General features: G+C 67.1%; 22 protein-coding genes. 10 read left to right on the top strand and 12 right to left on the bottom strand.

Annotation, left to right across the window (positions count from 1 at the left end; translation table 11 throughout):
- Window positions 1-52: 52 nt before the first annotated feature.
- A complete protein-coding gene (locus tag IDT60_RS02155; RefSeq protein ID WP_191080716.1) occupies window positions 53-1,090 on the top strand; it encodes a PHP domain-containing protein in 1,038 nt (345 codons plus the stop codon).
- Window positions 1,091-1,099: 9 nt separating this feature from the next.
- On the opposite strand, the gene IDT60_RS02150 is transcribed toward IDT60_RS02155, so the two are convergent.
- Window positions 1,100-1,795 (bottom strand): thioredoxin domain-containing protein, encoded by a 696-nt coding sequence (locus IDT60_RS02150; RefSeq protein WP_191080715.1) that lies wholly within the window; start codon window positions 1,793-1,795, stop codon window positions 1,100-1,102.
- Window positions 1,796-1,921: 126 nt separating this feature from the next.
- Here IDT60_RS02150 and IDT60_RS02145 point away from each other — a divergent pair, with 126 nt between their 5' ends.
- Entirely contained in the window at window positions 1,922-2,905 is a 984-nt protein-coding gene (locus IDT60_RS02145; RefSeq protein WP_191080714.1) for a DMT family transporter, read from the top strand.
- Between the two features lie 28 nt (window positions 2,906-2,933).
- Here the strand turns inward: IDT60_RS02145 and IDT60_RS02140 are convergent, their stop codons facing one another.
- Window positions 2,934-3,563 carry a class I SAM-dependent methyltransferase gene (locus IDT60_RS02140; protein WP_191080713.1) on the bottom strand — a complete coding sequence of 210 codons (630 nt, stop codon included), beginning with the start codon at window positions 3,561-3,563 and terminating at the stop codon, window positions 2,934-2,936.
- Between the two features lie 73 nt (window positions 3,564-3,636).
- On the opposite strand from IDT60_RS02140, the gene IDT60_RS02135 reads away from it, so the two are divergent.
- The 3 genes from IDT60_RS02135 to IDT60_RS02125 all read left to right on the top strand — a co-directional run bounded on the left by IDT60_RS02135 (window position 3,637) and on the right by IDT60_RS02125 (window position 6,637).
- A complete protein-coding gene (locus IDT60_RS02135; RefSeq protein ID WP_191080712.1) occupies window positions 3,637-4,065 on the top strand; it encodes a metallopeptidase family protein in 429 nt (142 codons plus the stop codon).
- A gap of 10 nt (window positions 4,066-4,075) precedes the next feature.
- Window positions 4,076-4,996 (top strand): cation diffusion facilitator family transporter, encoded by a 921-nt coding sequence (locus IDT60_RS02130; protein ID WP_191080711.1) that lies wholly within the window; start codon window positions 4,076-4,078, stop codon window positions 4,994-4,996.
- A gap of 222 nt (window positions 4,997-5,218) precedes the next feature.
- Window positions 5,219-6,637: a C40 family peptidase gene (locus IDT60_RS02125; protein ID WP_191080710.1), complete on the top strand. Its 1,419-nt coding sequence runs from the start codon at window positions 5,219-5,221 to the stop codon at window positions 6,635-6,637.
- Window positions 6,638-6,709: 72 nt separating this feature from the next.
- On the opposite strand, the gene IDT60_RS02120 is transcribed toward IDT60_RS02125, so the two are convergent.
- The 7 genes from IDT60_RS02120 to IDT60_RS02090 form a co-directional block, all read right to left on the bottom strand.
- Complete coding sequence (locus tag IDT60_RS02120) at window positions 6,710-7,093, bottom strand: helix-turn-helix transcriptional regulator (RefSeq protein WP_370590714.1); 384 nt, start codon at window positions 7,091-7,093, stop codon at window positions 6,710-6,712.
- Window positions 7,090-8,190, bottom strand: coding sequence for a TerC family protein (locus IDT60_RS02115; protein WP_191080709.1), 1,101 nt, complete (start codon window positions 8,188-8,190; stop codon window positions 7,090-7,092). Before IDT60_RS02115 ends, IDT60_RS02120 begins: the two co-directional genes overlap by 4 nt.
- A 240-nt stretch (window positions 8,191-8,430) precedes the next feature.
- Window positions 8,431-9,306 (bottom strand): ABC transporter permease, encoded by an 876-nt coding sequence (locus tag IDT60_RS02110; RefSeq protein WP_370590760.1) that lies wholly within the window; start codon window positions 9,304-9,306, stop codon window positions 8,431-8,433.
- Entirely contained in the window at window positions 9,296-10,309 is a 1,014-nt protein-coding gene (locus IDT60_RS02105; RefSeq protein ID WP_191080707.1) for an ABC transporter ATP-binding protein, read from the bottom strand. Before IDT60_RS02105 ends, IDT60_RS02110 begins: the two co-directional genes overlap by 11 nt.
- Window positions 10,306-11,544 carry a hypothetical protein gene (locus IDT60_RS02100; RefSeq protein ID WP_191080706.1) on the bottom strand — a complete coding sequence of 413 codons (1,239 nt, stop codon included), beginning with the start codon at window positions 11,542-11,544 and terminating at the stop codon, window positions 10,306-10,308. The genes IDT60_RS02105 and IDT60_RS02100 overlap by 4 nt, the downstream gene beginning before the upstream one ends.
- An 86-nt stretch (window positions 11,545-11,630) precedes the next feature.
- Window positions 11,631-14,354: a PEP/pyruvate-binding domain-containing protein gene (locus IDT60_RS02095; RefSeq protein WP_191081786.1), complete on the bottom strand. Its 2,724-nt coding sequence runs from the start codon at window positions 14,352-14,354 to the stop codon at window positions 11,631-11,633.
- Between the two features lie 87 nt (window positions 14,355-14,441).
- Window positions 14,442-15,479 (bottom strand): universal stress protein, encoded by a 1,038-nt coding sequence (locus tag IDT60_RS02090; RefSeq protein ID WP_164202686.1) that lies wholly within the window; start codon window positions 15,477-15,479, stop codon window positions 14,442-14,444.
- A gap of 433 nt (window positions 15,480-15,912) precedes the next feature.
- On the opposite strand from IDT60_RS02090, the gene IDT60_RS02085 reads away from it, so the two are divergent.
- Window positions 15,913-16,554 carry an FAD-dependent oxidoreductase gene (locus IDT60_RS02085; RefSeq protein WP_191081785.1) on the top strand — a complete coding sequence of 214 codons (642 nt, stop codon included), beginning with the start codon at window positions 15,913-15,915 and terminating at the stop codon, window positions 16,552-16,554.
- Here the strand turns inward: IDT60_RS02085 and IDT60_RS02080 are convergent.
- Both IDT60_RS02080 and IDT60_RS02075 read right to left on the bottom strand, forming a co-directional pair.
- Window positions 16,551-17,195: a copper resistance CopC family protein gene (locus IDT60_RS02080; protein ID WP_191080705.1), complete on the bottom strand. Its 645-nt coding sequence runs from the start codon at window positions 17,193-17,195 to the stop codon at window positions 16,551-16,553. The two genes, IDT60_RS02085 and IDT60_RS02080, sit on opposite strands and share 4 nt — an antisense overlap.
- Window positions 17,196-17,285: 90 nt before the next feature.
- Complete coding sequence (locus IDT60_RS02075) at window positions 17,286-19,679, bottom strand: excinuclease ABC subunit UvrA (protein WP_191081784.1); 2,394 nt, start codon at window positions 19,677-19,679, stop codon at window positions 17,286-17,288.
- A gap of 168 nt (window positions 19,680-19,847) precedes the next feature.
- Here IDT60_RS02075 and IDT60_RS02070 point away from each other — a divergent pair, with 168 nt between their 5' ends.
- A complete protein-coding gene (locus IDT60_RS02070; RefSeq protein ID WP_191080704.1) occupies window positions 19,848-21,293 on the top strand; it encodes an NCS2 family permease in 1,446 nt (481 codons plus the stop codon).
- Window positions 21,294-21,316: 23 nt separating this feature from the next.
- Here IDT60_RS02070 and IDT60_RS02065 read toward each other — a convergent pair whose 3' ends face one another.
- Window positions 21,317-22,621, bottom strand: a complete 1,305-nt coding sequence (locus tag IDT60_RS02065; protein ID WP_191081783.1) for a sodium:proton antiporter — start codon at window positions 22,619-22,621, stop codon at window positions 21,317-21,319.
- Window positions 22,622-22,819: 198 nt separating this feature from the next.
- On the opposite strand from IDT60_RS02065, the gene hutG reads away from it, so the two are divergent.
- The 3 genes from hutG (at window position 22,820) to IDT60_RS02050 (ending at window position 25,412) form a co-directional block, all read left to right on the top strand.
- Window positions 22,820-23,797, top strand: a complete 978-nt coding sequence (hutG, locus tag IDT60_RS02060; RefSeq protein ID WP_191080703.1) for a formimidoylglutamase — start codon at window positions 22,820-22,822, stop codon at window positions 23,795-23,797.
- A 77-nt stretch (window positions 23,798-23,874) separates the two neighbouring features.
- Window positions 23,875-24,402, top strand: coding sequence for an ABC transporter substrate-binding protein (locus IDT60_RS02055; RefSeq protein ID WP_191080702.1), 528 nt, complete (start codon window positions 23,875-23,877; stop codon window positions 24,400-24,402).
- Window positions 24,402-25,412: a cation transporter gene (locus IDT60_RS02050; RefSeq protein ID WP_191080701.1), complete on the top strand. Its 1,011-nt coding sequence runs from the start codon at window positions 24,402-24,404 to the stop codon at window positions 25,410-25,412. The genes IDT60_RS02055 and IDT60_RS02050 overlap by 1 nt, the downstream gene beginning before the upstream one ends.
- The last annotated feature ends 3 nt before the right edge of the window (window positions 25,413-25,415 follow it).

The raw sequence follows: 25,415 nt of genomic DNA, 5'->3' as shown, positions 1-25,415 counted from the left end.
ATCGGCTGCCAAAGCCCTCAACGGAACGGCCGTAACAGGCGAAGATGGACAGATGGATGCCGTCGCTGCGCTCAATGAGATCGCCTTTTGGCTGGAGCGCGGGCGCGCTGCCACCTTCAAGGTCCAGGCCTTCCGGAAGGCAGCCGGCGTGATCGCGGGCCTCGCTCCGGCCGAGGTGGAGGCCCGGGCCCGGGACGGCAGGCTCAAAAGCATGAAGGGCATCGGCGACAGGACATACCAGGTGGTCCGGCAGGCAGTGGACGGCGAGGTGCCCGACTACCTGGCGGACCTGAGGCAGCGCGGGTCGGAGCCGCTGGCAGACGGCGGGGCAGAGCTCCATGCAGCCCTGCGCGGCGACCTCCACAGCCACAGCGACTGGTCCGACGGCGGCTCCCCCATCCCGCTCATGGCTGAGGCTGCACGGATCCTGGGCCGCGAATACCTGGCCCTGACAGACCATTCGCCGAACCTGACCATCGCCAACGGGCTCAGCGTGGAGCGCCTCACCGAACAGTTGGACGTCGTCGCGGAGCTTAATGCCGACAGTAAGGACGCCGGCGACACAAACGGTTTCCGTCTCCTGGCCGGCATCGAAGTGGACATCCTGGAATCCGGCGAACTGGACCAGTCCCCGGAAATGCTCGACCGGCTGGACATTGTGGTGGCCAGCGTGCACTCCAAACTGCGCGCGGACCGGACCACCATGACGCAACGGATGCTCGGAGGCATCAGGGATCCGCACACCAACGTGCTGGGCCACTGCACCGGGCGTCTCGTCGAAGGGGGACGGGGCACCCGGCCCCAGTCCGAGTTCGACGCCGGAAAGGTGTTCGCTGCCTGCGCCGAAAACAACGTGGCGGTGGAGATCAACTCGCGGCCCGAGCGGCAGGACCCGCCGGATGACCTGATCCAGCTTGCGTTGGAGGCCGGGTGCCTGTTCTCCATCGACAGCGACGCCCATGCCCCCGGGCAGCTGGACTTCCTCCAGTACGGCGCCGCCCGCGCCGCCCTGAATGACGTGCCGGCCGAGCGCATCGTGACGACCTGGCCCCTGGACAGGCTTCTGCAGTGGGCGGCCGGGAAGGCCTGACGCAGGGAGCTATTTCACGGCGTTGGCAAGCTTTTGCCGGAAGTCCTGCTTGGTGGTCAGGGTAAGTTTTTCGCCGTTCAGGAAGAACGTCGGGGTGCTGGTCACGCCCAATGCCGTGCCGTCAGAGATGTCGCTACGGATACGCTCCTTCGTTTTCCCGTCACCCACCGCGGCGTCGAACGCGGCAAGATCCAGCCCAAGTTCCTCCGCGAAGGTCCGGAACAGCGGCCCCTGCGATTCGGGCTTGCCGTGCCACTGGTCCTGGGTTTCAAACAGCCTGGCTGCCATTGCCTCAAATTGTCCCTGCTGCGCGGCAGCCTCCACGGCGAGCGCGGCCGGGCCGGAGTTCGGGTGCGAGGGCAACGGGAAGTAGCGGCTAACGAACGTGATCCTGTCGCCATACTCCTGTTTCAGCTCGTCCACAAAGGGCTGGATGGAGCGGCAGGCTTCGCATTCAAAGTCTAGGAACTCCACGAGCTGTGCCTTTTCAACCGCGGGTGAGGTGAGCCGGTGGCTATCGGCCCGGACCAGCTGTTCCGAACCGGCATGCGGTGCCGGCGCCGGCGCGGGTTTGTTGAGTGTCAGCATCGCGTACCAGGCGCCGCCGGCCACCACGATGACACCGAGCAGGATCCAGATGACCAGGCGGATCCTTTTGGCGGGGCCGGGGGTGGACCTTCGGGATGACGTTGAACCTGAGACCATAAAACGCATCCTAACCGAGGCCGCGGCTTCACAGGCCGCGATGCGGCCCGGGCGTTGGCAGGATGTTGATGAGACGTGACCGGTTTCCGCCAGCCGTTGGCACCGCGCCAGGGCTAGATTGGCACCATGGCCTCAACGTCCTCCACCAACCCGGCACAGTCAGCTGCGCGTCCCGCCCCACCGGACGGCGTCAGCGCCCTCGGCATCGCCGCCGTGCTGGTCACGGTGGTGCTGTGGGCGTCGGCGTTTGTGGGCATCCGGGCGATTGGGCCAAACTTCTCCCCCGGGTCCCTGACGCTGGGCAGGTTGGCCGTTGCCGCCGTCGTGCTCGGTGCGCTGGTACTGCCGCAACTGCGCAGGAGCAAGGCACTGCCCCGCGGCCGTGAATGGTGGCCCATCCTCGGGTACGGCGTGATGTGGTTCGGCGGGTATAACGTGGCGCTGAATGCTGCGGAGCACCTCCTGGACGCCGGCACGGCCGCGCTGCTGATCAACGTCAACCCCATCCTCGTCGCCATCATGGCGGGCGTCTTCCTGAGGGAAGGTTTCCCGCGGTGGCTGATCATCGGGAGCATGGTTGCCTTTGGCGGGGTGGCGCTGATCGCGCTGGGCTCCGGCCCGGCGTCGGGTGAACGTTCGACGGCGGATATTGCGGGTGTGCTGCTCTGCCTCCTTGCCGCCGTACTCGCCGCAGTCAGCGTGATCATCCAGAAACCGGTGCTGCGGAAGATCCCGGCCGCCCAGGCCACCTGGTTCGGCATCATGGTGGGCACCGTCTGCTGCCTGCCCTTCAGCGGCCAACTGGTGTCCGAGCTCCAGGCCGCGCCGCTGTCCGCGACGCTGGGGCTGGCATATCTCGGCGTCTTTCCCACGGCAATCGCGTTCACCACGTGGGCGTATGCGCTGTCTCTGATCGACGCCGGAAAACTGGCCGCCACCACCTACCTGGTCCCCGGCACCACCATCCTGATCTCCTGGCTGCTCCTCAGTGAAGCTCCCTCCGTGTGGGGCCTGGTGGGCGGCGTGGTCTGCCTGGTGGGGGTGGGCCTGACCCGCCGCCGGTCGCGCCAGAGGCGGGAACGTCCAGCTGCCAACGCGGGTGGACAGTAGTGTCCGGCTGCGGACCGGATCGCCCGGCTTAGCGATCCGCAGGCCGCAGGACCGCCGTACCCGCGATGATCGGCGTGGCCAGGGCAAGGGCCGGGGCCTCGAACCTGCTGATTTCCGTAAAGTCGAACCCGGCCTCGGCGATGGCTTCCACGGTGTTCCGGTTGAGGTGGCAGCCCGGCGCCACGCAACGGCCCCACAGACCGTCCAGCCTGTCCTGCCAGCGGCCCGCACGGCCCGGACGGCGGACATGCTCCAGCACGGCCAGGGTTCCGCCCGGCTTGAGTACCCGGCGCGCCTCCAGCAGGGCAAGCCTCTGATCCGGCACCGAGCACAGCACCAGGGTAAACACGACGGCATCCGCTTCGGCGTCGGCCAGCGGCAGGTGCTCCGCATCGGCGTCGGAAACCGTGACCGGAACGGATGACTCCCCCAGCCGCGTCCTCAATCTGGCCCTCATGAACCGGTCCGGTTCCACGAGGACAACACGCTCAGCGTGGCGGAAGTGTGAAAGATTGGCTCCGGTTCCTGAGCCGACGTCCACCACAGTTCCCCGCAGCCCCGCGAGCAGCTGCGCCCGTCGCGGAGCGAGTTCCCTGCGCTCCGCCGACTTCAGCAGAGTGTCGTAAGCGGCGGCAAACAGGCGGTGTTGGAGGGACATCCGGTTCCTCAATGGGGGTCAGGGACGGGTTTTCAGTATGCATGCCAACCCGGCCGCGGACTAGAGTCTACTTATGCCCGCCAATCTGCCGCCCGGCCTGCCCATCGTTCCGGAGGGTCCGCATGAACCGCTTCCCTTCGAGATGACCGCAGACGACTTTGAAGCTGCTGTCACCGATGCGCTGGGCCTGATTCCCCCGAAGCTTGCGGCGGCCATGAACAACGTGGCGGTGTTTGTCGACGACGACTACACGCCCGGCCCGGGCGAGGACCCCGATACTGTCCTGCTTGGCCTCTACGAAGGCGTCCCGCTGACGGAACGGGACTCCTGGTGGGACGCCGGTTCGCTGCCGGACCGGATCACCATCTTCCGCCAGCCCATCCTGGACATCTGCGCCTCGCGCGACGAGGTGATCCAGGAGGTCGCCGTGACGGTGGTGCACGAAATCGCGCACCACTTCGGCATCGATGACGACAGGCTGCACGAACTCGGCTGGGACTAGCCTTGTAGCCATGGGACACGACCACAGCCACACCCACGGCATCACCGCCACGGGCCGCCACCGCAAGCGCCTCATCGCCGTCCTTGCCATCACACTGGCCGTGGTCCTGGTCCAGGTGGTGGGTGCGGCACTCTCAGGCTCGCTGGCCCTGCTGGCGGATGCCGGCCACATGCTCTCCGATGCGGCAGGTGTCACAATCGCGCTCCTGGCCGCCTGGATCGCGGGCAGGCCCGCGAGCGACCAGCGGACCTACGGCTACCAGCGGGCTGAAGTACTGGCCGCCCTGGCCAACGCGCTGATCCTGATTGTCATTTCGGTGGTCATCTTCACGGAGGCCATCCGGCGGATCGGCTCCACCCCGGAAGTCCAGACCGACATCATGCTCTTCGCCGCAATCCTGGGCGCCGTTGCCAACCTGGTGTCGTTGCTGATCCTGCACGGCGCACACCACGACAGCCTCAACGTCCGCGGCGCCTACCTTGAAGTGCTCGGCGACCTGCTGGGATCGTTCGCCGTGATCGCCGCGGCCCTGGTCATCATGTTCACCGGCTACCAGGCCGCCGATACCATCGCGTCGGTCCTGATTGCGCTGATGATCCTGCCGCGGGCATGGAACCTGCTGCGCGACGTGGTGGACGTCCTGCTGGAGGCAACCCCCAAGGGCGTGGAAGTGCAGATGATCCGTGAGCACATCCTCAGCGTCGACGGCGTGGTTGACGTCCACGACATCCACATCTGGACCATCACCTCGGGGGTGCCCGTGTTTTCTGCCCACGTGGTGGTGGAGGACGGTGTCCTGAACGCCCGGGGCGCCGACCAGTTGCTGGACAAGCTCACGGCCTGCCTGGGCTCCCATTTCGACACCGAGCACTGCACGTTCCAGCTCGAGCCGGCCAGCCATTCCGAACACGAATCAGCCCAGCACGCCTGAGGACCGGCGGTAGTGCGGACAGGCGGACCGCCAGCAACTCTGCGACACGCCGGTACCGATATGACGGAATCCAGCTCGTGTTGTTTATGTTATTGATGTGACCAGTGTTGCTAATGCGCAGGGTGTCACGTAGCCTCGGACTGCTGGGCGATCAGCAGAGGGGCCTTTCGTGCCGCCACCAGACCTCGCTCCCCAGCCTGACTGTCCTGCGAGGTTCTGCGAATGGGTTTGTCCGGATCCGGCCTGAAGGCCGCCGTGCTGTGTACCGCCGTTGTATTGTCCGGAACCCTCGCTTTTCCTGCCCAGGCATCGCCCACGCCTGCACCTCTGACCGTCCAGCGTCCTGCTGCACCGGAGGTCCCGTCCGCGGAAGACATTGCGGCGGCACAGTCCACTGAAAGCGCGACGGCGGATCAGGTCACCGCCATCGAACGGCTCCTGGCGGACGCTGCAGCCGCCCAGCAAGCTACTTTTGCCTTGTCCCTGCAGGCAAACAACGCCTACAGCGAGGCCCTGGTGGAACTACAGGACCGTCGGGGCGCGGCCGACGTGGCCAGAGCCAGGGCCGAGGCGGCGACGAAGGCGCAGGACAGGACCCGGAAGCAGGTAGGCCAGCTTGCCGGCGACCTGTACCGCAACGGCGGCCTTAACCCGACGCTGACCACGTTCGTCAGCGGCAACGGGGAAGCGCTGCAGCAGGCCGCCACGCTGCAGGCCCTTTCGGCCAGCCGCAGCCGGGCCTTCGAATCCGCGGAGACAGCAGCCGCCGCAGCGCAGTCGCTGACCGCCTCGGCCCAGGACGCCAACCGCGCTGCCGACAACGCCGCCAGAACAGCCGAAGCCCGCAAGGCCCAGGCTGAAGAGGCCAATGCAGCCCAGATCCAGGCCGTTGCCGACGCGAAAGCACAACGGACCGTCCTGGTGGACCAGCTGGCGCAGCTGAGGAACACCACCGTTGTGATGGAAACGGCGCGGGTGGATGAACTCGACCGGCAGCGCGAAGAGGCCAGGCTCGCGTCAATCACCGCGGCCGCCGAACGGACCGCATCCGGCCAGTCTGCTGCCGCCCCCGCGTCACCGGCCGCGCCTGCACCACAGGCTCCTGCGCCCGCTCCTGCTCCGGCACCCGTGCCTGCGCCCGCTCCTGCTCCGGCACCCGTGCCTGCCCCGGCTCCGGCGCCCGCGCCCGCGCCAGCCCCGGCCCCGGCTCCGGCACCCGCGCCTGCGCCAGCCCCGGCTCCCGCTCCGGTACCTGCACCAGCGCCGGGCGGAAACTACGAAACAGCTATTTCCGTCGCCTTATCCAAAGCGGGATCGCCGTACTTCTACCAATACGGCGGCACAGGGCCCAGCGGCTTTGACTGCTCGGGCCTGGTTCAGACTGCCTTTGCCGCGGCCGGCAAGTACCTGCCCCGGACCGCTGCCCAGCAGTACGCCGCCGCTCCGCTGCATGTGCCCATCTCCCAGGCCCGGCGCGGCGACCTGCTGGTGTGGGGTTCGGCCCCCGGTTTCTATCACGTCGCCATTTACCTGGGCAACGGACAAGTGGTGCAGGCCCTGAACCCGGATGAGGGTATCGGCGTCACGCAGCTGAGCCGGATGGCCGGAATGCAGCTCCACCCCTACGCTGCCCGCTACTAAACGGCGCCTGCCCGCCGGAAGCAGCTCAGGTCAGCGACACACCGGTGTCGGCGGATGTTGGATGACTTGCTTTTAGGAAACTTCCTCGGGCTTCTCCTGGTCTGTTGGAGCAGGTTGCGTAAACAGGCGGATCAGCCCGTCAATTTCTTGTGCTGAGGTGGCCGGGTGGCGGAAGTGCTGGTGGGGTTCAATCGCGTAGTGGGTCCGGCGCCCCACCCGGGTACGGTGCAGATAGCCTGCGCTTTCAAGGTCTTTGAGTATCTGAAGGGCCGCCCGCGGCGTGATACCAACACGATCAGCGATCTCCGCGATCCGGATGCCGGGGTCGGTAGCGACTGCGAGCAGGACGTGCCCATGGTTCGTCAGAAAGGTCCAGCCGCGCTGCCGGCCTCCGGGCCCGGACGCACGCAATGTTTCGTCGTGATTCATGGGGGAACCGAGCGCATCCCCACTCATTCGTGTCCTTCGCTGGTTGGGCGCAAACTGGTGTCCGAGCCCTCCTGTCGACCCGCCGAAAGCTGCTCCTTCCTCGTGGGTGCTGCGTAACGACGGTTCCGCAACAGCGGTTCCAGCGCCTCCAGGTCCTGGGCCGCGGCGATTCCGAAGGGCGGCTTTGCTGGAGTGGGGAGTTTCCGTCGCCCCTGCCCGCGGGTGGCCCACAGGCTCATCGCGATCGATACACCCAGGATGGTGGCAATGACGGCGAGCGAAAGGGGTGTGGGGATGTAGTAGATATCGATCTTAAGGAGCATTTTGACGCCGACCCAGATAAGGACGAGTGCGAGCCCGATCTTGAGGTAGATGAACCGGTGGATCAGGTCTGCGAGCAGGAAGTACATGGCGCGGAGCCCGAGGATGGCGAAGGCGTTGGCCGTAAAGACCAGGAAGACTTCATCAGTGACGGCGAAGATCGCCGGGATGGAGTCCACGGCGAAAATGATGTCCGTGACCTCAACCACCACCAGGACCGCCAGCAACGGGGTGGCAAGCACGACCCCCTTCTTGCGGATAAGGAACCTCTGGCCATGGAAGTCGTTGGTCATGGGCACCGTGTTCCGGAAGAAGGCCAAGGTCTTGGACTTCTCCGGGTCCAGATGCTCGTTACGGTGCCGGATCATGCGGTAGCCGGTGATCAGCAGGAATGCCGCGAACAGGTAGAGCACCCATCCAGCGCTGGCGATGATCGCTGACCCTGCCGCGATGAACCCGCCGCGAAAGATGAGCGCCCCCAGCACACCGAAGAACAGCACCCGGTGCTGGTACTCCCTGGGAACCGCGAAGTACGTGAAAATGATGGCCCAGACGAACACGTTGTCCACCGCGAGGGACTTCTCGATCAGGTACCCGGCGAAATACTGTTGACCAAACTCCGCCCCGTAGAGCTGCCACACCAGGGCACCAAAACCAGTCCCGAAGGCTACCCAGACCGCGGACCACACCGCCGCTTCCCGGACGCCGATGACGTGTGCCCTGCGGTGCGCGAACAAGTCCACGGCAAGCATCAGGACAATGATGCCGAGGACAGCCAACCAGGCCCAAAGGGGAACATTCATCAGGCAAACCCACTTCCAGTCAGTAAACCAACTGGAGGTCTTTCCCGGCCGCCCAAACAGGTGCCCTGTCCCGCCGGGCCGTACAGGGACGGCCGGACTGACGACGGAACAATCAGGGGATACTCCCCTCCGTGAAAAATAGTGAAGCACATTTCACCTGTTGCGGCAATGGTCACCACAATGGTCACCACAGACAGACGCACCCACAGCTCCGGCGGGCAGCGCCAGCAACAGGGGCTGTCAGGACAGGACGTCCTTGGTGACGAACCGGCCGTACGCCAGCGCCCCGAACACAGCTATGTAGGCGGCCTGCAGCAGGGCGTTGCTGGCGAAGGAGTCCCACAGCACCGGCTGGCGCAGGACATCGGCGAACCCGAACCAGTAGTGGGTAAAAAGCCAGGGATGCAGCCACTCCAGCTGGGGCAGTTCGCCTGCGATCTGCGATGCCACGGAAACCACCACCGTGGCCGCCATGGCACCGACGGGCACCACCGTCAGCGTGGACAGGAACAAACCGATCGCCGACAACCCGGCAAGGGAAACCGCCAGGTACGCCGCGATGAGGAGCAGCCTCAGGGCTGCCTCGGGTGGTTGCACCACATCGCCGGAGAGGAGCGTCACCGGGCCGATCGGGAACAATGACGCTCCGATCGCGGCTCCGGCCAGGGCCACCGTGACTGGGGCGGCCAGGCAGAAGGCCAGCGCACCGGCGTACTTGACCAGCAGCAGCCTGACACGCCCGGCTGGTGCCACCAGCAAATACCGCAGGGTGCCCAGGCTGGCCTCGCCCGCGATGGTATCGCCCGCCACCACACCGATAGTGAGGGGCAGGAACAGGGGCACGGACACCAGCATCGCCGTGACGGCCACAAACAGCCCGTTCTGGGTGATCCGGTCCAGGAATGCCGGTCCGCGTCCGGGCGGAACGGTTGAGGAGAGCCGGACCGCGACGGCGATCAGCACCGGGATTGCGGCCAGGGCTACCAGCATGGCCACGGTCCGGCGGCGCCGGAAAAGAGTCTTCAGTTCTGATGCCAGGAGGGACAGGCTGGACCCTCCCGCAGGGGCGCTGCGGGCAGTCGGAATGCTGAGAGCGTCAGCAGAATCACTGGGCAACGTCAAACCCCTCCCCCGTCAGGGCAACAAACCGCTCCTCGAGGCTTTCCCGTTCCACCGAGAATCCGCGGACCCGCACGCCTGCGGCCACGAGTTCAGCGACGACGTCTTCCGGTGCCGGCAAATCCGGCCGGGCCGCAGCAGCCGCACCCGCGGTGACCACATCGCCGTCAACGCCAGGCATACCGGCCTCATCGCTTCCGGCCCGGCCGTTGCCTCTTTCCGGGGCCATGCCCAACCGCAGCAGGACATCACAGGCTGTGCCGGCGTCGGGCGTTAAGAGGCGGATCCGTGTGCCGCCGGCCTGCCGGAGCTCCGCCAGCGGCCCCTGCGCCACCAGCCTGCCCGCGCTCATGATCGCTGCGTGTGTGCAGATCTGTTCCACCTCCGCCAGCAGGTGGCTGGAGACGAAGACGGTGGCACCGTCGGCGGCCAGCGAGCGGACCAGGCTCCGCACCTCGCGCGTGCCCTGCGGGTCAAGACCATTGGTGGGCTCATCCAGGACCAGCAGATCCCGCGGCGAGAGCAGCGCGTTGGCGATGCCCAGCCGCTGCTTCATGCCCAGCGAGTAGGCGTGCACGCGCTTGCCGCCGGCATGCGACAGCCCGACCCGCTCAAGCGCCGCAGCCACCCGGGCCTTGCGCGTGCCCGGCGTTCCGTGCCGGCTGGCGGCGTCGAGCCGGTGCAGGTTCGCGGTACCGGAGAGGAACGGATAAAACGCCGGCCCCTCCACCAGCGCCCCCACGCGCGGCAGCACCTCATGCAGCCGCTGCGGCATCGGCAGGCCCAGGACGCTGACCGTTCCGGCCGACGCAGCAGCGAGGCCCAGCAGCATCCGGATGGTGGTGGTCTTGCCGGATCCGTTGGGCCCCAGGAAGCCGAACACGGCGCCATGCGGTACGGCCAGGTCCACGTTGTCCACCGCCAGTTGGTGGCCGAACCGCTTGGTCAAGCCCTGGGTCTCGATGCTCAGCCCGGCAGCCACGCTGCCGGCCGCTGTCACGCTGTGCCGGCGGCGGCCTGCAGCCGGTCCGCCGGAACCATCCCCACAAAGATCCTGCCGTCGTCGGTCAGCAGGACGTTGACCAGGGACGTGGACAGGAGCCGTCCGCCGGGAACGGCGACGGCGGCCTGGGACAGCAGCGGATCCTTCAGTAGTGCTTCGGCCAGCCGGGCGCCCTGGCCGTCAGGTGGCGCGGGGAACCCGATCACCGTTTCCCAACCCTCGCCGGTCACCGTCGGCTGTGGCTTGTCACCGTGCTCGCGCGCGTGATAGCCGGGCATCCGGTCCGGTGCCGGCATCTGGTCCGGTGTGACCGTTCCCGGCTCTACAGGATGCGCGGGCATCCCGTGCGGGTAGGGCGCCGGGGGGACCTGCAACTCCTTGAGCGTGGCACCGGGCGGGGCCACGAAATTGAACATGCCCGCGTCGGGCGCCTCCAGCGACAGGCTCGTGAAGCCGGCCTTGAATGCCGGTTCCGCCTGGCCCCGCGCCGACACCGTTACCCTGAGCGGCATCCCGGTCCGGCCGTCGACGGCGATAGCCACCTTCTCCAGCAGGGTCCCGTCAGTGCGCGGCACCAGTTCAAGGCTGTACGCCGGGCGCCCGGCCACCTGCACCTCGGGGCCGACAGTCACCGCTGTGGAGCTGTCAGCCATGGCAAGGAACTTCGCGGCCAGGTCCTCGGGCGTGGGCGGCACCGGCTTGCTCATGTCCGGGGCGGGCACCGTGCCGGGGTCCGGAGGCGCAGGCAACGGCATGCCGGGAGCGTCTGGAACGGCGAGGGGCAGATCGTTGGCGAAGGCCGGCAGGGTCAGATGGGCGGCGGAGTTGTCCTTGGAGTTGTAGAACCAGACGTCCTGGTCGCGCCTGATAACATCGCGTTCAGCCAGCCGGTCCATCACCTGGACCCGCATCTTTGCAGGACCGTCCATAAAAATCCGTGCGCTGTGCTCGCCGGTCAGGAACTCGATCATCGATGCCGTGCCGCCCGCTGAGGCGGGGCCGGACGTGGGGCCGGCGGCCGGAAGCTCCGGCAGTCCAAGGTCCGAAACCTGCTCCAGGGTGCCGGAGAACGTTTTGGTATTGTGCTGGCCCAGGAGCGTGAGGACCTCCGCCGGGGTCTTCTCCGGCAGCGGATCCCCGGCCCGCGCCGGAATGGATCCCACCAGAACACCGGCGGCGATAAGTGCGGGTACAGCTGCGGCGGGCACCCAGCGCTTCCATGCGCGGTTCATGCCAGCCCCGCTTCATCTTTGGAGCCCATGAATTCAGATTACGCCTGGGGATCGCCGCGCACACCCCTCCCGGGGTCCCGGAACGGTTACGAAGGCACAACGGTGCCCGCGCCGCCGTCGACCGTTATCTGCTGGCCGGTGGAGAGCCTCAGCGTGGCGTCGGGGACGCCCACCACAGCCGGGATGCCGTACTCCCGGGCCACCACGGCGCCGTGGGAATTGGGCCCGCCCATCTCCATGACCAGCCCTCCGGCCGTGAGGAACAGCGGGGTCCAGCCGGGATCCGTGGACGGTGCCACCAGGATTTCCCCGGGTTCAAGATGTGCTCCCACCGGGTCCAGGATGACGCGGGCGGCCGCGGTGACCGTCCCGGCCGAGGCCGGGCTGCCCGTCAGTGTCCCGGCCACCGCCGGTTGCCCGGGGGTACCGGCCCGCAGCAGCGCCTCAGGTTCGGTGCCGTCGGAGAGGAGCAGCCGGGGCACATGGCGCCGTTCCAGTTCCAGGGCATACGCCTCGCGCCGCTCAGCCACGACGCTATGCAGGTCAACAGGGCCTGGCCCGGGTTTCCCGCCCGGCCCGCCTGCCGCCACTTTGAGGAGACCGGCCCTGGCTTCGTCGAAATTCAGGTAGAAGATGTCGTCAGCCTCGGCAACGGTGCCGGCCGCGGCGAGCGCCCCGCCCACCAGCGCCAGTTGTTTCCGCACTTCGGCCAGTCCCACCACCAACTGGGACTTGGGCAGTTCGCGCAGCCCGGCAAACAGCCGCGTCCGCCGCAGGGCTGCCCGGACCGCCGCGCCCCGAAGCCGGCCCCGGGACCGCGCCTCCGCCACCAGGGCCTGCACCTGGGCTTCGGCTTCCTCGACGGCGTTGCTGAACTGGACGTCCGGTGCCATGGCGTCGGCGTCCAAGCGCAGATAATTGGCCAGCACTCCAATGATGTGGGTGGGATCGTCTGACCAGCGTGGCATCCCGACGTCGATCTCGGCCACCGCGCGGTGCCCGTACTGATCCATGAACCGCGCCAGCCCGGACTGCAGCACGAAGGGCAGCTCACCTGCCTTGAAGTCCTCGGCGAGCACGGCGGGTGTCCGGCCGGCCACTGCGCTGCGGGAGGCGCCGTCGTTCTTGATCACCTGCGCCAGGCGCCACAGTTCCAGGTCCATTTCGGTGGTCACGTTGTTCGGGAGCCCCCGGAGCACAACCTGCAGGTCATCCCAGCGGCCGCCCCCCAGCAGTTTCCCGGCAAACGCCAGCGAGGCGAAACCGAGTGCGGGAAGGGGAAGGATGGACGGCACCACCGAGAAGAGGCGCGTCCCGATGACGTGTTCGGCATGGTCCAGCCGCTGCAGCGGAGTGGCACCGGAAGGAAGCTGGAGTGAGTCCCCGAATTCGCGCGCCTTGCGGTTCGCGTGGCGGAGGGCCGTGTCCGGCCGGAGGAGCGCCCTCAGCAGTGTCTCGGGCACGCGGGCATGCGCGGCAGCGGGCACTACGTGACGCAGCAGGCCCAACGGCGTCCGCCGGGTCACGGAAAACCGCGGATCCTCGAAGACCTTCCGCAGCACCGTGGCTGAGCGCGCCTCCATCACGTCGAAGACCCTGGGCACGATCCGGCGCCCGGTGGTGCTGCGGGCAACGGCCGTCAGGTCAAAGTACATCCGCTGGCCCGCCTCGGCATAGGGCGGCGGGCCGTTGTGTGGCTGGGGGACATCGAACTGCGCCGCCCGGGCAACGGACGAGGCAATGAGCCGGAACACTGCCAGACCCATCGGCGTGATGGGCCGGGTGAGGCCCTGCGCCAGGCTGAAGCAAAGATAGACGCGGGCGCTGTCCGCCTGCGCACGCCCGGCTGCGTCGCCGGTCCGGAGGGCAGTCCGCCGGGGTACGGGGAAAAGGGTGGTGATGGGCCGCGACTGTGTCAGCCACAGCCGCCCGCCGCCGTCGATGGCCCATTCGATGTCCTGCGGTGCTCCGAAGTGTTGCTCCACCCGGTGACCCAGGGCCGCCAGCTCTGCCGCCTGCCGGTCCGTCAGGCAGGCCGTGGCGCCGCCGTTGCTGACGGCCACGGCCCGGGTTCCCCCGCCCGAGAGCGGCCGGACCGCGATGCGCTTGTCGCCGAGGCGCCGTTCAAGGACCTTTCCGGTGAGCGGATCAACCACAAAGTGGTCCGGGTTCACCGCCCCCGACACCACCGCTTCGCCGAGCCCCGGGCTGGCATCAATGACAGCCTGCTGCCGGCGGTTTGTCAGCGGGTTCGCTGTAAACAGCACACCGGCCGCAGTGGCATCCACCATCTGCTGGACCACTACTGCCAGTGCCACTGCGGCCGGATCGATCCCCCGGGTGGCACGGTAACTGACAGCCCGGTCAGTCCACAGCGACGCCCAGCAGTTGCGCACCGCCTCCACCACGACCGCAGTACCCACCACGTTGAGGTAGGTGTCCTGCTGGCCGGCGAAGCTCGCCGACGGGAGGTCTTCGGCCGTGGCCGAGGACCTCACTGCCACGGGGACGTCCTGGCCAAGCGCGGCGTAGGCAGACTTGATGGCTTCCGCTATCTCCGGCGGGACGGGCGCGCTCCGGATCACGTCCCGGGCCTGGCCGGCAAGCGCGGCCAGGGCGGGGAGGTCGGCGTCGGCGGTGTCTTTGAGTGCCTGGTGGACGGTGGCCAGCGGGTCAGCACCATCGCCGGTACCGCCCGCCGTGGCGTGGCGGTACGCCCCGGTGGTGAGGCAAAAGCCTGCCGGCACCGGCATTCCCGCGGCCAGAAGCTCCCCCAGGTTGGCCGCCTTCCCGCCAACGACGGACACCATGGCGGCATTAACAGCCTCCAATCCGAGGATCAGGGGCGGTCCGCCGGCGCCAGGCACGTTCACGGCTCCTGCTGCGCAGACGTCCGGTCAGGCCGCGCCGAGAATGGGCCCGAACTTCGCCCGGTCCGCCAGCCGCGGGTCGTCGCGGTCCGGAACCACCAGAACCGGGCCCTTGGTGTGGTGCAGGACCCCGGCGGACGTTGAACCGAGCAGCATGCCGGTAAAGCCGCCACGGCCGCGGGTGCCCACCACGACGAGTTCCGCGTGCCTGCTGGCATCCACCAGGACGTCCACGGCCGAGCCGTCCTTCACTTCCGACTCCACGCGAAGGTTCGGGTAATGGCTCTTCAGCCAGGCCTTCCCGGCTTCGAGCTGGGTTTCAATGTCCTCAAACAAGGCCCGCCGGTCCATCGGGGCCGGAACCCAGGCCAGGGACCCGCTGAACTGGGGCACCGCACAGACCACGCGCAGGGTCGCGCCGAGGCGTTCAGCCTGATCTGCGGCCTCCAGCACGGCAACGCGCGCCTGCTCCGATCCGTCCACGCCCACGACCACCACGTTGTCAACGCGTTTGTGGTCTTCCTTCGCCTGTTCGGCCCGGATGCGCTTGTCGTCGGTGGTTTCGCCGAGCCGGTCGGAACAGACCAGGGGCACCGTAACGGTGGGGCACTTGGCGTGGGCCGGAAGTGCGCTGCTCACCGAGCCCAGCAGGCGGCCCACAAATCCGCCGCGGCCGCGCGTGCCGAACACCAGCAGCTCCGCCGTTTCCGACATCTCCAGCAGCACACCGGAGGCGTCGCCGTTCTCCACGGAGGCATCGACGTCGATGTTGTAGCCGGAAACCTTGTCCACGGCCTGCCGGATGATGGCTTCGGCGCCCTCGCGAATCACGGAATCATCCACCGTGGCGTACCCGCCGTCCAACCCGGACGCCGCGAAAATGGGCACCGAATACGCTGTGACAATATGCAGGGGCCGACGACGGCGCTCGGCTTCCCGGGCTGCCCACACCAGTGCGCACTGGCCGTGGTCCGATCCGTCAACGCCCACAACGATTCCCCGGGGAGCGGCAGAATTGGCTGCGTTCTCCCGTTCAGGGTCCGGTTGCATCTCTTGTGCGCCCATCGGGCCGCCTCCTCGCGATACTGCCTTATGTTCCGGCTGCTGGTCCGGTCATTCTGCCAGAAGCCGGGCGCTTCGCCTGCACCCGCGATCGGGACATCGCGGCACGTCAGGAGCGCCCTGCTTCCATTCATCACTATTCTCGGTCCGGACACAGTTAGCAAGCCGCGGGCGGCCCGGGACAGCCCGTTATCCACAGCCTTTGGCAACCCAAACGGCAACCGCATCCATCGTTAACGGGAATGTTGCGTTTTGGGCTATCCCCCGTCACCAATCTTCTGTAGTCTTCGAGGCACTGCCGGTCCGTCGATGCCCTCTGCAAGGGTGAATCGCGGGCCGGTGCTGCGGCCGGACTTTGGGGGTAACGGGACGCATGCAGTGCGACGACGCCTGCATCAGCCGAAAGCCTTTGAGGAGGAGAACTGTAGTGTCAACCATGCCTGTAACCGGCGGGACAGAGCGGACCACCACGGTGATCATCGGCACCGGGCTCTCCGGCCTTGCGGTCGGGGCGGAACTGCGCCGGCGCGGCGTGGACGCCATTGTGGTGGACGGGCTGGACATCCTGGGAGCCGGGCAACCGGCCAACACCACGTCACTGCAGCGCTGCGATGCAGCAGACTCCGATTCGCTCCGGGAACGCAACGAGATCCTGCGGCACCTGCGCAACTATGCCGCCAGCCACCACATGGATGTCCGCAACACCACCCGGGCCGTTCAGCTGACCATGGTGGGCGGCGTCCCCGGCGCACCGGCCGCCGCCTCGCCCGGGGAGTCCCCGGCCCTCCAATGGGAAGTCCATACCCCCAACGGAATTCTGCTGGCAGACCACATTGTGCTGACCCGCTGTGCGCATAGCCAGCTCCGGCGCATGATCAGCGACTTCGGCATCAGCGTTGGCCGCAACCTCGTCGCAGCCATGCGGAGGATCGGCATCTACCTGGTGGGCGTGGGCGACCTTATTACCCCCTCCCCCAAGGAAGTCCTGCGGCAGGCAAAAACCGTCGGCCAGGCCATCTCATCCAAGGTCTACCCTGACTCCGGTCCGGCCATCCTTGCCGGGAGTTCCGCCGGCTAGGGCGCCTCGGTGTCCTCGTCATCCCCGCCGGCTGTGAGGCGGCGCTTCGCGAGGATCCCGATGGTGACGAGCAGGCCAAGGGCCACCGCGGCAAAGATCACCAGGCTCCACGGAAACGGTTCGGATGCGTCGGCGGCAGGTTCCGGCGCCGCTGTGGTTCCCGGCTGGGCGGTTCCCATCCCCGGAACGTCAGCTGTCGGCGTCGGGCCCGCGGTGGTTCCGGTTGGTGAAATGCCCGACGGCGATGCCCCCACCGCCGCGGCGGCCGCCGTAAAGCCGAACGTCCCCTCGATCGGATGGGAATCTGAGCTGACCACGCGCCAGGCAACCGTGTAGGCCCCTGCCGGTCCCCCGGTCCTGAGCTTCTGCGAAGCCACGTTGTCCACAATCTCAACCGGGCCGTCGGCCCACTCAACGCCGCTGGCATCCTTGACAGAAAACTCGGCGCCGAGGCCCAGCGGGTTCTTGTTGAAGGTGACGGACACCTTCTCCGGCGGCGCTTCCAGGGTGGCACCTTGCGCGGGGCTGCTGGATTCGGCGGCATCGTGCGCCATGGCCGGAGCAGAGAACCCCAGCAGGGCGGCGGCAACAACGAAAAACCCCAGCACGGCACTCAGCAGCTGGCGGCGGATGGATCGCATCGGTGGACTACTCCCTCAAAGTTGGTCCTTCCAGCCTAGCCGGTGGCGCTGACGGCTAGGCTGGCCCCGTCTTCCCGGGCCGCTCCCCCGCTAGCTGCCCACGTACGCGGCGAGATGCTTGCCGGTCAGCGTGGACTTGGCCGCCACAAGCCCGGCGGGAGTGCCCTCGAAAACCACCTTGCCGCCGTCGTGCCCTGCGCCGGGTCCGAGGTCGATGATCCAGTCCGCGTGCGCCATAACGGCTTGGTGGTGCTCAATAACGATCACCGATTTGCCGGAGTCCACCAGGCGGTCCAGGAGGCCCAGCAGGTTCTCGACGTCAGCGAGGTGCAGGCCCGTGGTGGGCTCATCGAGGACGTAGACATCGCCCTTCTCCGCCATCTGGGTGGCCAGCTTCACGCGCTGCCGCTCACCGCCGGACAGTGTGGTGAGCGGCTGGCCGAGGGTGAGGTAGCCGAGGCCGACGTCCACGAGCCGGTCCAGGATCTTGTGGGCCGCGGGCGTGCGGGCCTCCCCGTCGCTGAAGAACGCTTCCGCCTCAGTCATGGACATGGCCAGAACCTCGGCGATGTTTCGCCCGCCCAGCGTGTATTCCAGGACCGAGGCCTGGAAGCGGCGGCCCTCGCAGTCCTCGCAGGTTGACTCGACAGTGGCCATGACACCCAGCTCGGTGAAGATAACGCCGGCGCCGTTGCAGGTGGGGCAGGCGCCTTCGGAGTTGGAACTGAACAGGGCCGGTTTCACGCCGTTGACCTTCGCGAACGCCTTCCTGATCGGCTCAAGCAGGCCGGTGTAGGTGGCGGGGTTGCTGCGGCGGGAGCCTTTGATGGCGCCCTGGTCGATCACCACCACGCCCTCGCGGCCCGCAACCGAGCCGTGGATCAGGGAGCTCTTGCCCGAACCCGCGACGCCCGTGACCACGCAGAGGACGCCGAGCGGAACATCGACGTCGACGTTCCGGAGGTTGTGCATGGAGGCGCCGCGGACCTCGAGCACCCCGGCCGGTTTACGTGTTTCCGGCTTGACGGCTGCCCGGTCATCGAGATGGCGTCCGGTGATGGTGTCGCTGGCGCGCAGGCCCTCCACGCTTCCCTCGAAGCAGACACTGCCGCCCTTGGTGCCGGCGCCCGGTCCGAGGTCAACGACATGATCGGCGATGGCGATGGTTTCGGGCTTGTGCTCAACCACCAGCACGGTGTTGCCCTTATCGCGGAGCTGCAGCAGGAGCTGGTTCATCCGCTCGATGTCATGCGGGTGGAGGCCGATGGTGGGCTCGTCGAAGACGTAAGTGACGTCGGTGAGGGACGAACCGAGGTGGCGGATCATCTTGGTGCGCTGTGCCTCACCACCGGAGAGTGTGCCGGCGGGCCGGTCCAGCGAGAGGTAGCCCAGGCCGATCTCGGCGAACGAATCGAGCAGGTGCTGCAGGCCTTTGAGGAGCGGCGCCACCGACGGCTCCTTAAGGTCCCGGACCCAGGCGGCGAGGTCGGTGATCTGCATAGTGCACAGGTCGGCGATGTTCTTGCCCTGGATCTTTGACGACCTTGCCTCCGCGCTGAGCCGCGTACCCTCGCATTCCGGGCAGGGCTGAAAAGTGATGGCGCGCTCCACGAAGGCCCGGATGTGGGGCTGCATGGCGTCGACGTCTTTGGAAAGCATCGATTTCTGGATCTTCGGGATCAACCCCTCATAGGTGAGGTTGATGCCCTCCACCTTGATTTTGGTGGGCTCCTTGTACAGGAGGTCGTGCATTTCTTTTTTGGTGTACTTGGCGATGGGCTTGTCCATGATGAAGCCGGCGCCGCTGAAGATCCGGCCGTACCAGCCGTCCATGCTGTAGCCGGGGACGGTCAGGGCACCCTCGGCCAGCGATTTGCTCTCGTCAAACAGCGCCGTCAGGTCGAAGTCGGAAACTGAACCCATGCCCTCGCAGCGCGGGCACATTCCGCCCAGGTAGACGGCGTTCTGCACCACGCTCTTCTCCACCCGGCCGCCGGCTTTCTCGGTGCTCATGACACCGCTGGCCTTGCGGGTGGGGACGTTGAAGGAGAATGCCGTGGGCGGCCCCACCTGCGGGTTGCCCAGCCGGCTAAAGAGGATCCGCAGCATGGCGTTGGCGTCGGTGGCAGTGCCCACGGTGGAACGGGGATTGGCGCCCATACGTTCCTGGTCGACGATGATCGCCGTGGTCAGTCCCTCAAGGCGGTCTACATCGGGCCTGGACAGGTTCGGCATGAACCCCTGCACAAAGGCGCTGTAGGTCTCGTTGATCATCCGCTGCGACTCTGCGGCGATGGTGGCAAACACAAGCGAACTCTTGCCTGAGCCGGAGACTCCGGTGAACACCGTGAGACGCCGCTTGGGGATCTCAATGCTGATGTCCTTGAGGTTGTTCTCCCGGGCACCCTGCACACTGATCAGGCCGTGGCTGTCGGCCACGTGGACCGCGTTGAGTTGCTCGTCTGTGGTGGTGGCAGCAGTCATCATGTCTCCATCATTTGCGCGTGGTTCCTGACAGTCATTCTAGGCTTGGGCCTGCGGGCGCCGGCCGTCCCACGCGGCCCGGCTGTGACGGGCCCCACCTAATCCCGGCCTCACGCCCGCTGCCCTTTAGGATTCAAGTATCCCCACAACACTTTCCCCGGAGGACTAATGCTCAAGCAAGGCTCTGCCCTGGACCGGTACTTCAGAATCACCGAGCGAGGGTCCAACCTCTCGCGGGAAATCCGCGGCGGCTTTGCGACGTTCTTCGCCATGAGCTACATCGTGGTGCTGAACCCGCTCATCCTCTCCGGCCCCGACTCCAACGGCACCACCCTGGGCTTCGCTGCCGTGGCCGCCGTGACGGCATTCGTGGCGGGCATCCTCACCATCCTGATGGGCGCCTGGGGCAGGCACCCGTTCGCGCTCGCCACCGGGCTGGGTGTCAACGCGTTTGTGGCCGTCACGGTGGCCACCAACCCCGGCCTGACCTGGCCGGACATGATGGGGCTGGTGGTCCTCTCCGGCGTTACGATGCTGATCCTCGTCCTGACCGGTTTCCGGACCGCCGTCTTCAAAGCCGTCCCGGACGGGCTCAAAACCGCCATCGTTGTGGGCATCGGCATGTTCATCGCGCTGATCGGCCTGGTCAACGCCGGCTTTGTACGCCGCATCCCCGACGTCGCCGGCACTACGGTTCCGGTGGGCCTGGGCTTTGACGGCAAACTCCTCGGCTGGCCCACCGCGGTCTTCGTCTTCGGCCTGATCCTCACCATCGCCCTGGTGGTCCGCAAGGTCAAGGGCGCCATCCTGATCGGCATCATCACCTCCACCGCCATTTCCGTGATCCTGGAACTGACCCTGCGCATCGGCCCCAGCGTCGCCCCGGACAAGCCGTTCAACCCGCAGGGCTGGTCCCTGGTGACGCCGTCCTTCTCCGGCTGGGCCGCCCCCGACCTGTCCCTGATCGGCAAGGCGAATCCATTTGGCGCATTTGAGCACCTCGGTGTTGTGGCTGCGACGCTGCTGGCCTTTGTGATCCTGCTGAGCATCTTCTTTGACGCCATGGGCACCATGGTGGGCCTGGCCAACGAGGCCGGCACCGTGGACAAGGACGGCAACATCCCGGATGTGGACCGCGTGCTGCAGGTGGACGCACTGGGCGCCATCATTGGCGGCGGAGCATCCGTATCCTCGAACCAGATCTACGTGGAGGCCGGCGCCGGAATCGGCGAAGGTGCCCGCACCGGCGTCGCCTCCATCGTCACCGGCCTGCTGTTCCTTGTGGCCATGTTCTTCACCCCGCTGATCAACCTCGTCCCGTTCGAAGCGGTGGCGCCGGCACTGGTGGTAGTGGGCTTCATGATGGTGTCCCAGGTAGGCAAGATCGACTGGCAGGACTGGGGCATCGCCATCCCCGCTTTCCTCACGTTCACCCTGATGCCGTTCACGTACTCGATCGCCAACGGCCTCGGCGCCGGGTTCATCGCGTTCGTCATCATCCGCACGGTCCAGGGCCGGGTCAAGGACGTCCACCCGCTGATGTGGGCCGTGGCCGCTGCGTTCCTGCTGTTCTTCGCCGTGGGACCCATCGAGGCCGCGCTGGGCATGATCTAAGCCCGGCCGCAGGTCCCGCGCGCCTAAACAGGCGTGGTGGGGGCCTTGCCCTCGTCGCCGGTGTCCGCCAGTGCCTTCCGCTCCCGGAGGCGGTCCAGGCGGTTCATCAGCGGCGAGGTGCTGGCCCCGTGGATAACAATGGACAGCGCAACCACCAGGCCTATGAAGGACCACAGCCATTCGGCCTGCTCCGTGAATTGCCCTTTGCCCAGCGCGTACGCGAGGTAGTACAGCGAGCCGATGCCGCGGATGCCGAAAAACGACAGGGCGATCCGCTCGCGCGGGCCCGTCTTTCCGCCCAGCAGTCCGATCCAGCCAGCAGCAGGCCGCACCACAAGCAGGAACGCCAGCGCGACCAGGAGCTCGGCCCAGCCGATCTCCGACAGGAGCCCGCGTGCGATCGCACCTCCCAGCAACACCAGGATCACCACTGTCATGAGCCGTTCCAGCTGCTCCACATAGGAGTGGAGCACGCGGTGGTAACCATGGGTATGTTCCGCAGAACGGATGGTGACCGCGCAGACAAACACCGCGATGAAGCCGTAGCCTTCCACCATTTCCGTGAGGCCGTACGCCAGGAACGTCGCGGCCAGGGCAACGAAACCCTCGGAGTGGTTGGCGAGCCGCAGGCTTTGCTTCTTGGCGGAAAAGAACAGCAGGGACAGCAACTTGCCGATGCCGAAGCCCAGCAGCACTCCAAGGCTCAGCCGCCACACGACGTCGACACCGATCCACTGCGGGAACCACGCTGACGGGGCCGCGCCCACCACGCTGATGGCGATAGCCAAGTACACAAACGGGAACGCCAGTCCATCGTTCAGGCCGGCCTCGGACGTCAGGCCGAAGCGGACTTCGTCCTCCTTGTCGGCTTCGTTTTCCTCATCGGCAGGTTCACCCACCTGCACCTCAGAGGCCAGCACCGGGTCTGTGGGTGCAAGGCTGGAGGCCACAAGCAGCGCAGCGCCGAGTCCCAGGCCAAGGAACCACAACCCCAGCAGGGTCAGGGCGATGATGCAGAGCGGCATGGCAATTCCGAGGAGCCGCCAGGTTGTGGACCAGCTTCGGCGCCCCACCGGCCGGTCCAGGGCCAGGCCCGCGCCCATGAGGGAGATGATGACGCAGACCTCGGAGAGGTGCAGGGCAAGGTCGCTATGCACGATCGGGTCCGGGTCCGGCAGGCCGGGGATAAGGGAGAACGCCGCCAGCCCGGCCCCCAGGAACACCATGGGCATCGAGAACGGCGCGTTGCGCAGGAGTTTGGGAAGGATGGCCGCAACAAAAAGGGCAACCCCTGCCGCGGCGAAGAGGATACTGGGGGCTTCGAACATATGGCTCCGGCCTGCGTCATTGCCCTGGGCCGCCACTTCGGATACGCCCACGGGGATTGCTCCACTGTAGCCCCCGTCACGCCGTCACCACACGCGCTGCGGCCGGCGGCCGACTGGATTCCCGTGAGGTCCGGAATCTCAGACAGGACTGCGGCGGTCCTGCTGGCTTTCACCCCGCGCGTGCGGTGAGCTTGAGGCATGATCCTCCCCGTGCTTTCCGTTGATGTCCCGCCGCAGCCCTGGACCGGGCGGTTCGACGGCGATGGCGGCGAGCACCGGCGCTGGTGGCAGGCAGTTGTGCCGTACGCACGCGCTCAGGCGGACGACGGCGCCACACCGCGCCCGGCCGTCATCCTCGGCTTCGCCAGCGACGAAGGCGTACGCCGCAACAAGGGCCGCACCGGAGCCGCGGGAGCCCCGGCGGCCATCCGCGCCGCCCTCGGTCCGCTTGCCTACCATCTGGACCGTGCCGTGTCCGACGCCGGCGACATCGTGGTGGCGGACGGCGCCCTCGAAGCCGGCCAGGCGCGTGCCGGGCAGGCGATTACGGCGATGCTCGACGCCGGCAGCCTCACCGTGGTGCTCGGCGGGGGCCACGAAACCGCCTACGCCAGCTATCTGGGAGTGGCAGGGTCCGAAGCGGTACGCGGCGGCCGGCGGCTGGGCGTCCTGAACCTTGACGCCCACTTTGACCTCCGCGACGAACCCCGGCCCAGTTCCGGCACGCCGTTCCTCCAGATGGCCGATGCGGAAGCCGCCGCCGGGCGCGAATTCGCGTACGCCGTCGTCGGAATCTCCGAGCCGAACAACACTCGCGCGCTTTTCACGACGGCGGAGCGGCTGGGTGTGCAGTACCTGCTGGATGAGGACTGCACGGCGGAGCGGGTGGCGGCGTTCGTCGCGGACTTTATGGACACCGTGGACGTGCTCTACCTGACCATCGATTTGGACGTCCTGCCGGCGTCGGCGGCTCCCGGCGTGAGTGCCCCCGCCGCCTACGGAGTGCCGCTGCCGGTGATCAGCGCAGTCTGCCGCCAGGTGGCTGCCAGCGGCAAGCTCCTGCACCTCGATGTGGCCGAACTGAACCCCGAATTCGACATTGACGGCCGGACGGCCAAGGTTGCCGCCCGGCTGGTGAACACGCTGCTCCACCAGGCTGACGCCACACTACGCTGACGCCCGGATTCCGCTGCGCCTCCGGAAAGTAAGTAGGCTGTCTATTGACGTGAGGGGCGCGTACCGAGGGAGCCGGCATGGGACAGCGTGGAAGAAAGTGGGCCAACGTCCTGGCCCTCGTTACGGCAGTTTTCCTTGCCGGCTGCGGGACGTATCCCGCGGATCCGTCAGGGACGCTGGAGCGGGTGGCCGGCGGGACGCTCCGTGTGGGGGCGAGCGAGAACGGTGACTGGGTGAAGTTCTCCGCGGCCTCCGGCGGCGGTCAGGCCACCCGGCCGGCCAGCCCGCGGCGGGATGAGGATGTCCAGGGCACCGAAGCGGAACTCGTTCGAGAGTTTGCTGCCCGGCTCGGTGCCGACATCGAGTGGGTGTCCGGGACCGAACACGTGCTGGCCGAAGAACTCAAGCACAGGGAACTTGACTTGGTGATCGGCGGCCTTAACGACAAAACACCCTGGGCCCAGCACGGCGGGCTGACCCGGGTCTACGCGGAATCACGCGACAGCCGCGGGGCGCCGCACAAGCACGTCATGCTGGTGCCCCTCGGTGAAAATGCGTTCCTCCTGGAACTGGACACGTTCCTGATGGAAGCCAAGGAGCAGTGATGACCGTTCTGAACGATGACAGTCCCGCCCGCTTCGGACACACCAAGCTCCCGGACGAACAGCAGGCCGCACTGCGGAAAGCGGTGAAGTTCGAGTGGATCACGATCGGCTTCCTCGCCGCCTCAACGGTGCTGGTCTTCCTTGTCCTGGGCAACTCGCAGGCGATGAAGGCGGCGTGGGTTGAAGACCTCCTGTCTTTCCTGCCTCCCGCCTCCTTCCTCCTGGCCGCCCGGATCATCCGCAGGAAGCCCAGCGAGGAACACCCCTACGGCTTCCATCGCGCCGTCGGAATCGCGCACGTGGTGGCCGCCGTCGCCCTGACCGTTATGGGCGCCTACCTGATTGTTGATTCGGGGATCGGCCTGCTGAGTGCGGAGCACCCCACCATCGGCGGCTTCGACTTCTTTGGCCAGACCATCTGGCTGGGCTGGGTGATGATGGCGGCGATGCTCCTCACAGCGGGCCCGCCCATCTACCTGGGCCACGTGAAGATGAAGCTGGCCGAGAAACTTCACGACAAAGTCCTGTACGCCGACGCGGACATGAACAAGGCGGACTGGATGACTGCGGCGGCAGCAGCGGTGGGCGTGGCCGGCATCGGGCTGGGCTGGTGGTGGGCGGACTATGCTGCGGCGCTGATCATCTCGGGCAGCATCCTGCACGACGGCGTCCGCAACACGCGTGCCGCCGTCTCGGCGCTGATGGACAAGCGGGCCAGGACGTACGACGACGGGAAGCCGCACCCGATCGGGCACCGGCTGGACGAATACCTCTGCGGCCTCGACTGGGCCGAAACCGCGCAGTCCAGGATTCGCGACGAAGGCCACGTGTTCCATGTGGAGTCGTTTGTGGTCCCGGCGGAGGGCCGGATGCCCACGCTCGAGCAGCTGGAGGCCGCCCGGAAGGCCTGCATCCAGTTCGACTGGAAGGTCCAGGACATGGTGATCATCCCCGTGGCTGAACTTCCATCCGAGTTCCTGCCGGGCGTGACCACCGGCGGGGAACGCTGAGGG

This window comes from Pseudarthrobacter sp. BIM B-2242 (genome assembly GCF_014764445.1).
GTDB classification, from domain to species: domain Bacteria; phylum Actinomycetota; class Actinomycetes; order Actinomycetales; family Micrococcaceae; genus Arthrobacter; species Arthrobacter luteus_A.
The sequence above is the reverse complement of the archived record's forward strand: the minus strand, read 5'-3'. Positions and strand labels throughout refer to the sequence as shown.

What these genes read in the sequence shown, in the direction of transcription:
- IDT60_RS02155 (WP_191080716.1), top strand. Translation starts at nt 53, where the DNA reads ATGGATGCCGTCGCTGCGCTCAATGAGATCGCCTTTTGGCTGGAGCGC.
- IDT60_RS02150 (WP_191080715.1), bottom strand. Translation starts at nt 1,795, where the DNA reads ATGGTCTCAGGTTCAACGTCATCCCGAAGGTCCACCCCCGGCCCCGCC.
- IDT60_RS02145 (WP_191080714.1), top strand. Translation starts at nt 1,922, where the DNA reads ATGGCCTCAACGTCCTCCACCAACCCGGCACAGTCAGCTGCGCGTCCC.
- IDT60_RS02140 (WP_191080713.1), bottom strand. Translation starts at nt 3,563, where the DNA reads ATGTCCCTCCAACACCGCCTGTTTGCCGCCGCTTACGACACTCTGCTG.
- IDT60_RS02135 (WP_191080712.1), top strand. Translation starts at nt 3,637, where the DNA reads ATGCCCGCCAATCTGCCGCCCGGCCTGCCCATCGTTCCGGAGGGTCCG.
- IDT60_RS02130 (WP_191080711.1), top strand. Translation starts at nt 4,076, where the DNA reads ATGGGACACGACCACAGCCACACCCACGGCATCACCGCCACGGGCCGC.
- IDT60_RS02125 (WP_191080710.1), top strand. Translation starts at nt 5,219, where the DNA reads ATGGGTTTGTCCGGATCCGGCCTGAAGGCCGCCGTGCTGTGTACCGCC.
- IDT60_RS02120 (WP_370590714.1), bottom strand. Translation starts at nt 7,093, where the DNA reads ATGAGTGGGGATGCGCTCGGTTCCCCCATGAATCACGACGAAACATTG.
- IDT60_RS02115 (WP_191080709.1), bottom strand. Translation starts at nt 8,190, where the DNA reads ATGAATGTTCCCCTTTGGGCCTGGTTGGCTGTCCTCGGCATCATTGTC.
- IDT60_RS02100 (WP_191080706.1), bottom strand. Translation starts at nt 11,544, where the DNA reads ATGAACCGCGCATGGAAGCGCTGGGTGCCCGCCGCAGCTGTACCCGCA.
- IDT60_RS02095 (WP_191081786.1), bottom strand. Translation starts at nt 14,354, where the DNA reads ATGGTGTCCGTCGTTGGCGGGAAGGCGGCCAACCTGGGGGAGCTTCTG.
- IDT60_RS02090 (WP_164202686.1), bottom strand. Translation starts at nt 15,479, where the DNA reads ATGGGCGCACAAGAGATGCAACCGGACCCTGAACGGGAGAACGCAGCC.
- IDT60_RS02085 (WP_191081785.1), top strand. Translation starts at nt 15,913, where the DNA reads ATGCCTGTAACCGGCGGGACAGAGCGGACCACCACGGTGATCATCGGC.
- IDT60_RS02080 (WP_191080705.1), bottom strand. Translation starts at nt 17,195, where the DNA reads ATGCGATCCATCCGCCGCCAGCTGCTGAGTGCCGTGCTGGGGTTTTTC.
- IDT60_RS02075 (WP_191081784.1), bottom strand. Translation starts at nt 19,679, where the DNA reads ATGACTGCTGCCACCACCACAGACGAGCAACTCAACGCGGTCCACGTG.
- IDT60_RS02070 (WP_191080704.1), top strand. Translation starts at nt 19,848, where the DNA reads ATGCTCAAGCAAGGCTCTGCCCTGGACCGGTACTTCAGAATCACCGAG.
- IDT60_RS02065 (WP_191081783.1), bottom strand. Translation starts at nt 22,621, where the DNA reads ATGTTCGAAGCCCCCAGTATCCTCTTCGCCGCGGCAGGGGTTGCCCTT.
- hutG (WP_191080703.1), top strand. Translation starts at nt 22,820, where the DNA reads ATGATCCTCCCCGTGCTTTCCGTTGATGTCCCGCCGCAGCCCTGGACC.
- IDT60_RS02055 (WP_191080702.1), top strand. Translation starts at nt 23,875, where the DNA reads ATGGGACAGCGTGGAAGAAAGTGGGCCAACGTCCTGGCCCTCGTTACG.
- IDT60_RS02050 (WP_191080701.1), top strand. Translation starts at nt 24,402, where the DNA reads ATGACCGTTCTGAACGATGACAGTCCCGCCCGCTTCGGACACACCAAG.